6 protein-coding genes are annotated in these 7,897 nt (G+C 68.6%); 5 read left to right on the top strand and 1 reads right to left on the bottom strand.

Features of this window, described 5'->3' with window-relative positions; all coding sequences use genetic code 11:
- The coding region (locus JMO03_RS04500) for an NAD(P) transhydrogenase subunit alpha part 2 (RefSeq protein ID WP_202840734.1) at positions 1 to 287 on the top strand (287 nt) is incomplete at its 5' end.
- Positions 284 to 1,684, top strand: a complete 1,401-nt coding sequence (locus JMO03_RS04495; RefSeq protein ID WP_202840732.1) for an NAD(P)(+) transhydrogenase (Re/Si-specific) subunit beta — start codon at positions 284 to 286, stop codon at positions 1,682 to 1,684. The genes JMO03_RS04500 and JMO03_RS04495, both read left to right, overlap by 4 nt.
- Positions 1,685 to 1,691: 7 nt before the next feature.
- On the opposite strand, the gene JMO03_RS04490 is transcribed toward JMO03_RS04495, so the two are convergent.
- Complete coding sequence (locus tag JMO03_RS04490; protein ID WP_202840730.1) at positions 1,692 to 2,066, bottom strand: hypothetical protein; 375 nt, start codon at positions 2,064 to 2,066, stop codon at positions 1,692 to 1,694.
- Positions 2,067 to 2,201: 135 nt separating this feature from the next.
- Here JMO03_RS04490 and sufT point away from each other — a divergent pair, with 135 nt between their 5' ends.
- The 3 genes from sufT (at position 2,202) to JMO03_RS04475 (ending at position 7,849) form a co-directional block, all read left to right on the top strand.
- Positions 2,202 to 2,753 carry a putative Fe-S cluster assembly protein SufT gene (gene sufT, locus JMO03_RS04485; RefSeq protein ID WP_202840727.1) on the top strand — a complete coding sequence of 184 codons (552 nt, stop codon included), beginning with the start codon at positions 2,202 to 2,204 and terminating at the stop codon, positions 2,751 to 2,753.
- A 341-nt stretch (positions 2,754 to 3,094) separates the two neighbouring features.
- Positions 3,095 to 5,416, top strand: coding sequence for a S8 family serine peptidase (locus JMO03_RS04480; protein ID WP_425491771.1), 2,322 nt, complete (start codon positions 3,095 to 3,097; stop codon positions 5,414 to 5,416).
- A 114-nt stretch (positions 5,417 to 5,530) separates the two neighbouring features.
- The gene (locus tag JMO03_RS04475) at positions 5,531 to 7,849 is read left to right on the top strand and encodes a proprotein convertase P-domain-containing protein (protein WP_202840723.1); all 2,319 of its coding nucleotides are present in this window, start codon (positions 5,531 to 5,533) and stop codon (positions 7,847 to 7,849) included.
- Positions 7,850 to 7,897 lie beyond the last annotated feature (48 nt).

The raw sequence follows: 7,897 nt of genomic DNA, 5'->3' as shown, positions 1-7,897 counted from the left end.
TGTACATCTTCATGCTGGCGGCCATCGCCGGCCACGTGATCATCTCGCGGGTACCGGTGATCCTGCACACGCCGCTGATGTCGGGCAGCAACTTCATCCACGGCATCGTGCTGATCGGGGCGATGGTGGTGCTGGGCCATGCCGACACCCCGCTGGAGAAGGCGATCGGTTTCGTCGCGGTGCTGATGGGCGCGGGCAACGCCGCCGGCGGCTACGTGGTGACCGAGCGGATGCTGGAGATGTTCAAGTCGTCGAAGCCGTCTCCGTCCAGGGAGCCCGGGGCATGAGCGGCGCCGACCTCCTCGACCTGCTGGTCAAGACCAGTTACCTGATCGCGGCCACGTTGTTCCTGCTCGGCCTGCAACGCATGGCCTCACCCAGGACCGCGCGCAGCGGCATCCGCTGGGCCGGGCTGGGCATGGTCATCGCCACCCTCGCCACGTTCTTCCTGCCCGACCTGCACAACATCCCGCTGATCCTGGCCGCCACGGCGATCGGGACCGCGATCGCGTGGATCTCGGGCAAGCGGGTCGCGATCACCGACATGCCGCAGATGGTGGCGCTGTACAACGGCCTCGGCGGCGGCTCGGCGGCGGCCATCGGCGGCGTGGAACTGCTGCGCTGGTCGGCCGCGGGCCAGGCGAGCGGGCCGGTCCCGCTGGTGCTGGCGGTGCTGGGCGGGCTGATCGGTTCGGTGGCGCTGTCGGGTTCGATCATCGCCTGGGCCAAGCTCGACGGGCGCATGGACAAGCGCTACGCGTTCCCGGGCATGCAGGCGTTCAATTTCCTGGTGTTCGCCGCGGCCATCGTGCTGGGCGGGCTGGTGGTGTGGTCGCTGGGCGCGCCCTGGATCGTCGCGTTCTTCCTGGTGGCGCTGGCGCTGGGCGTGCTGATGACCCTGCCCATCGGCGGCGCCGACATGCCGGTGGTGATCTCGCTGTACAACGCGCTGACCGGCCTGGCGGTCGCGTTCGAAGGCTACGTGCTGGGCAACGAGGCGCTGATCATCGCCGGCATGATGGTGGGCGCGGCGGGCATCCTGCTGACGCGGCTGATGGCCAAGGCGATGAACCGCTCGATCAAGAGCGTGCTGTTCTCCAACTTCGGCGGCGGCGGGGCTTCGGCGGCCGAGATCAGCGGCTCTCAGAAGCCGATCGAGGCCGCCGACGTCGCGGCGATGATGGCCTTCGCCGAACGCGTGGTGATCGTGCCCGGCTACGGCATGGCCGTGGCCCAGGCGCAGCACAAGATCTGGGAGCTGACGCAGCGGCTGCTCGAGCGCGGGGTCAAGGTGAAGTTCGCGATCCACCCGGTGGCCGGGCGCATGCCGGGGCACATGAACGTGCTGCTGGCCGAGGCCGGCGTGCCCTACGACCTGATCGCCGACATGGACGACATCAACCCGGAGTTCGCCAACACCGACGTCTCGCTGGTGATCGGCGCCAACGACGTGGTCAACCCGGTGGCCAAGACCGACCCGGCCAGCCCGATCTACGGCATGCCGATCCTGGACGTGGTGAACTCGAAGAACACCATCGTCATCAAGCGCGGCAGGGGCACCGGGTTCGCCGGCATCGAGAACGCGCTGTTCTACGCCGACAACACGCGCATGCTGTACGGCGACGGCGCGGAGATGGCCAGCGCGCTGGTGAGCGAACTCAAGGCGCTCGACGGCGGGCATTGAGCCCGGGTCAGCGCGAAGCGATCGCGGCCACCACAAGGGCGGCCGCGATCCAGGCCAGATCGGTGGCGGAATTCGACAGGCGCGCCAGCAGCAGCGCGAAGCCCGACCCCAGCTTGAGCATCGACTCCCAGGGCAGCAGCCCCATATACCCGCCGAGCCAGGCCGCGACGATGGCCCAGTTCGCGACGAGGATTGCGAGCAGCGTGGATGCCACGCCGAAGATCGCCCGTGAAAGGCCGGGCCGCAGCCGCACCAGGCGCACGATCAGCGCGGCGTCCGCAGCGGCGACCAGCGCCATCCAGCTGCTCTGCGCGTCAAGCGCCATCGCCACCAGCACCCAGGCTGCGGCGACGCCGAGGCTGCCGAGCAGCAGCATCGCCATGGCGAAGGCGAACGAAGCGGGGCGGCGAGGTGGCGTCATGCGGAAGGCTGCGTTGCGAAGGCCGCTCAGGATACCGGGCCCGCGGCGATACAATGGGCGGCTTGCACCACGGGCCATCGCCCCCATCCATTCCGCATGTACTCCCGCAGCAGCGAACCGGTGCGCTTCGAGCGCGATTGCGAGGCCGTCCTGGTCCCCCAGGGCGAGGGCGTGACCCTGCCTGCCGGCAGCGTCGGCTACATCACCCAGGCGCTGGGCGGCAGCTGGACGGTATTCGTGGAAGGCAACCTGTTCCGCATCGCCGGCAGGGATGCCGACGCCATCGGCAAGGAACCGCCGGAGCCGCTGGCGCTGCCGGATGGCGCCGACGATGCCGCGGTCGAACAACTGGTATGGAAGCAGCTGCGCACCTGTTTCGATCCCGAAATCCCGATCAACGTGGTCGATCTGGGCCTGGTCTACGAGGCCGTGGTCCGGCCGCTGGGCGAGGGCCAGCGCGCGGTCGACGTGAAAATGACCCTGACCGCCCCCGGCTGCGGCATGGGCGAGATCCTGGTCGAGGACGTGCGCAGCAAGCTCGAGCTGATCCCCACGGTGGATGAGGCCGATGTGGAGCTCGTGTTCGATCCGCCGTGGAACCGCATGATGATGTCCGAGGCCGCGCGCCTCGAAACCGGGATGCTGTAAAGCAGCAGACAGCGGTCGACATGATGGAATCGTGACCACGGTCTCGATTTCACATGCAACTGATTCCCAAGTGCCCGTTGCGGCACGGTTCAGGTGTCGTGTAGCGTCAGTTTGCGGACGGTTGTGTCAGTTCGCATTCATGTCGAGTGACGCGAGACACAGGGATGTTCCACGCCTCAATACCCTCTGGTCCCGTGCAGGCCGGCAATCGCCGCCCAGGCGGCTTTGTTCCTTTTCCGGGGGTAGATCCGATGTCCCAAATCTCCAAGCGTCGCGTGCGATCGCATGTACTCGCAGCCGCGACTGCCGCCGCCCTGTCCGCCCTCGTGGCGGCCCCGGCGATGGCGGGTCGTGCCGACCTCGATGGCCTGCAGTCGGCCACGGCGTTCGACCAGTTCATCGTCAAGTACAAGGCCGGGGCGCCGGAGCGGAACGACGCCTCCGTCCGTGCACGCGGGCTCGACGCCGCCGCGCGGGCGCTGGTAGGGACCTCGCCGGCGCTGCGCGCCGCGGGCGTGCAACCGGGTGCGCTGCGGATCGCCCACCAGCGGCGGTTGGCCGTGGGTGCGGACGTGATCCGGGTCGACCGCAAGCTCGATCGCGTGGACGCCGAGACGCTGATGCGCCAGCTCGCCGCCGATCCGGGCGTGGAATACGTCGAAGTCGACAAGATCAACAAGCCGTTGCTGACCCCGAACGATCCGCGCTACGCCTCGCAGTGGCATTACCACGAGGCGACCGGCGGGCTGAACCTGCCGTCGGCTTGGGACAAGTCCACCGGCTCCGGCGTGGTGGTGGCGGTGCTCGACACCGGTATCGTCAGCCACAGCGACCTCGACGCCAATCGCCTGCCGGGCTACGACTTCATCTCCAACGTCACGGTCGCCGGCGACGGCAACGGCCGCGACAACGACCCCAGCGATCCGGGCGACTACTACGGCGGCTACGCCTCGAGCTGGCACGGCAGCCATGTCGCCGGCACCGTTGCCGCGGTCACCAACAACGGCAACGGCGGTGCGGGCGTCGCCTTCAACGCGAAGATCGTGCCGGTTCGCGTGCTGGGCCGCGGCGGCGGCTACGATTCGGACATCATCGATGCGATCGCCTGGGCGTCGGGCGGCAGCGTGTCGGGGGTGCCGGCCAACGCCAACCCGGCCGAGGTGATCAACCTCAGCCTGGGCGGCTCCGGCGCGTGCTCCACGTCGTGGCAGAACGCGATCAATGCGGCGGTCAACCGCGGCAGCACGATCGTCATCGCCGCCGGCAACGACAACGCCAACGTCTCGGGCTTTTCGCCCGGCAACTGCGCCAACATCGTCTCGGTGGCTGCCAACGACCGCCAGGGCAACCGCGCCTGGTACTCCAACTACGGCAGCCTGATCGACGTCACCGCACCCGGCGGCGAGACCTGCGTGCCCAATGCCAGCAACACCGGCTGCACCTCCACCGCGACGCCGAACGAGGGCGTGTGGTCGACGGTGAACGCCGGCAGCACCAGCCCGACCACCGAGTCCTACGCCTCGTTCCAGGGCACCTCGATGGCCGCCCCGCACGTGGCGGGCGTCGTCGCGCTGATGCAGTCCGTGGCGCCGACGCCGCTCACCCCGGCGCAGGTCGAGACCATCCTCAAGAACACCGCGCGGCCGCTGCCCGGCAGTTGCAGCGGTGGCTGCGGCGCCGGCATCGTCGACGCCAACGCCGCGGTTGTCGCGGCGATGGGCGGCACACCGCCGGTGAACAATCCGCCGACCGCGAACTTCACCTCGTCCGCGAGCGGCCTCACGGTGCAGTTCTCCGACACCTCCACCGACAGCGACGGCAGCATCGCCTCGCGCAGCTGGAACTTCGGCGACGGCACCACGTCCACCGCGACCAACCCCAGCAAGACGTACTCGGCGGCGGGCACCTACACCGTGTCGTTGACGGTCACCGACGACGACGGCGCCAGCAACACCCGCACCCAGTCGGTGACGGTGAGCAGCGGCGGCGGTGGTGGCAGCGTGCTGCAGAACGGGGTGCCGGTGACGGGGATCTCGGGCGCGTCGGGAAGCACGCAGTTCTGGACGATCAACGTCCCGGCCGGCGCCAGCAACCTGGTGATCGCGACCTCCGGTGGCGGCGGCGATGCCGACCTCTACGTGCGCTTCGGCTCGGCGCCGACCACCTCGGCCTACGACTGCCGCCCGTACCGCAGCGGCAACGCCGAGTCGTGCTCGTTCGCCTCGCCGCAGGCGGGTACCTACCACGTCATGCTGCGCGGCTACTCCGCGTTCTCGGGCGTCACCCTCACCGGGTCCTACTCCGCCGGCAGCGGTGGCGGTACCCAGACCTACAGCAACGGCACCGATTATCCGATCGCCGACAACAGCACCGTCGAAAGCCCGATCGCGGTTTCCGGGCGCACCGGCAACGCACCGAGCAACACGCCGGTGGCGGTCGACATCCGCCACACCTATCGCGGCGACCTGAAGGTCGATCTGCTGGCGCCCGACGGCAGCGTGTACGTGCTGCACAACCGCAGCGGCGGCAGCGCCGACAACGTCATCGGGACCTACACCGTCAACCTGTCCAGCGAGCCGCGCAACGGCACGTGGCGGCTGCGGGTCAACGACAACGCCGCTGGCGACACGGGCTACATCGACACCTGGAGCATCACGTTCTGATGCGCCACTCGAGGATCACCGCAAGGCGATGACGTGGAAGGGGCGGCACCCGGGAGACCGGCGTGCCGCTTTTCTTTTTGATGGCGAAAGCCGATCGCAAGAGGAGTCGACGGAATGAAACGCATCACCGGTTGGATCATCGCGGGCATGCTGGCGGCGGGAGCGGCGCAGGCCGCGCCCGGCGACGCACGACCTGCGGCTTTCAGCGAGAGGCTGCCCGCGGAACACACCGTGGAAGTGCGCAGCATGCCCGGCGTCGACGTCGCCAGGTTGCGGGCGGAGGACGCCCGGCGCGCGGCGAAGCTGACCAATGCGCCGGTGCGGTTCGCCGCGCCGCTCGCGGTCGACATCACGCCCGCCACCGCGGGCGACTGGGATGCGGTCGGCGACCGGCTGGTCTGGCGCCTGCGGGTGCAGTCGAAGGATGCGCTGTCGCTGAACTTCGGCTTCAGCGAGTACGTCATGCCGGAGGGCGGCCACATGCTGGTCTATCCGGCCGGGCTGTCGCGCAATGCCAGCCAGGAACTGATCCGCACCTTCACCAGCGACGACAACAAGCCGCACCGCAAGCTCTGGACGCCGGTGGTATCGGGCGACCATGCGGTGATCGAGGTGGTGGTGCCGAAAGAGCGGGCAGGCGAGCTCAAGCTGCGCCTGACCAGCGTCAATCACGACTATGTCGGCTTCGACCGGCTGGCGCGCACCGGCATGGTGCAGCCCGCGGGCGTGTCCGGCAGCTGCAATATCGACGTGGTCTGCCCAGAGGGCGACGGCTGGCGCGACCAGATCCGCTCGGTCGGTGCGTACTCGCGTTTCGGCACCTTCTACTGCAGCGGCTCGCTGGTCAACAACACCGCCAACGACCAGGCGATGTACTTCCTGACCGCGAACCATTGCAGCATGGGCACCGCCGACGCCGCGGCCAGCATCGTGGTGTACTGGAACTACCAGAACTCGACCTGCCGCACGCCGGGCAGCGCGGCCAGCGGCCAGAACGGCGACGGCAGCCTGGCGCAGAACCAGACCGGCGCGACGCCGCTGGCCAGCTACTCGGCCTCCGACTTCACCCTGCTCGAACTCGACGATCCTGCGGACGAGGCGTTCAACCTCTACTGGTCCGGCTGGGACCGTCGCGACATGACCTTCCCCGGCGCGACCGGCATCCATCACCCGCGCGTGGCCGAGAAGCGCATCACCCATTCGTCCAACCCGCTGCTGATCAGCGGCTACTTCGCCACCGGCAACAACCACCTGCACGTGTTCTGGAACCAGCCCGGCACCACCGAGGGCGGCTCCTCGGGTTCGCCGCTGTACAGCCCGGACGGACGCGTGATCGGCCAGCTGCATGGCGGGCTGGCGTCGTGCTCCACCAGCGGCGACGACCACAGCGACTACTACGGCCGCGTGTTCACTTCATGGACCGGTGGCGGCACCGACGCATCGCGCCTGAGCACCTGGCTCGATCCGGTGGGCACCGGCGCGGAGTTCATCGACGGCCTGGATTCGACGCCGACAGATCCGACCCTGCCCGTGGCCGGCTTCACCTGGACGGCGGAGGAGCTGACCGTCAGCTTCACCAGCACCTCGACCGACGACGGCGCGACGCTGGACCATGCATGGGACTTCGGCGACGGCAACACCTCGACCGATGAGAACCCGGTGCATACGTATGCGGCGGACGGCAGCTACGAGGTCACCCTGACGGTCACCGACGCCGACGCGAATACCGACTCGCACTCGGCCACGGTCGCAGTGGCGGCCGTTCCGGATGCCATCGACCTGGTGAACGGCGAGACGGTGAACGGGCTTTCCGACGCCGCCGGCAGTGCCACGCTGTACCGCCTGGTGGTGCCGGAAAACGGAACCGGGCCGCTGAGCTTCCGCACGTACGCCGGCACCGGCAACGTCTCGCTGTACGTCAGCCACGAAGAGGTGCCGACGACAGAGGCTTACGACTGGCGTTCGACCCGTCCGGGCAACAACGAGGCCATCGTCATCGCCGATCCCGAGCCCGGCACGTACTACGTGCTGCTGCACGGTGCCGCAGCGTATTCCGGCGTGCGCCTGGTCGCCACGCACGGCCTGAGCGAAACCTACAGCAACGACACGCCGTTCCCGATTCCGGACAACACGCCGGCCGGCATCGAAAGTCCGATCACCGTGTCCGGGGCCAGCGGAAATGCCTCGGCCGAGACCGAGGTGTATGTCGACATCACCCACACCTGGATCGGCGACCTCATCGTCACCCTGGTCGCACCGGACGGCAGCACCTACGTGCTGCACAACCGGACCGGTGGCAGCGCCGACGACATCGACGCCACGTACACCGTCGACCTGTCCAGCGAACCGAAGAACGGCACCTGGCGCCTGCGGGTGTCCGACAATGCCAGTGCCGATACCGGCACGCTCAACCGCTGGAGCATCACGTTCTGACCGACCCGGCTTGCGCCACATCGCAAGGCCAGTCCTGCGGCCCCGGGT

The organism is Luteimonas saliphila, assembly GCF_016774335.1.
Classification (GTDB): domain Bacteria; phylum Pseudomonadota; class Gammaproteobacteria; order Xanthomonadales; family Xanthomonadaceae; genus Luteimonas; species Luteimonas saliphila.
The sequence above is the reverse complement of the archived record's forward strand: the minus strand, read 5'-3'. Positions and strand labels throughout refer to the sequence as shown.

Excerpts from the sequence above, each read along its gene's own strand:
- JMO03_RS04495 (WP_202840732.1), top strand. The coding sequence starts at position 284 with ATGAGCGGCGCCGACCTCCTCGACCTGCTGGTCAAGACCAGTTACCTG.
- JMO03_RS04490 (WP_202840730.1), bottom strand. The coding sequence starts at position 2,066 with ATGGCGATGCTGCTGCTCGGCAGCCTCGGCGTCGCCGCAGCCTGGGTG.
- sufT (WP_202840727.1), top strand. The coding sequence starts at position 2,202 with ATGTACTCCCGCAGCAGCGAACCGGTGCGCTTCGAGCGCGATTGCGAG.
- JMO03_RS04480 (WP_425491771.1), top strand. The coding sequence starts at position 3,095 with ATGGCGGGTCGTGCCGACCTCGATGGCCTGCAGTCGGCCACGGCGTTC.
- JMO03_RS04475 (WP_202840723.1), top strand. The coding sequence starts at position 5,531 with ATGAAACGCATCACCGGTTGGATCATCGCGGGCATGCTGGCGGCGGGA.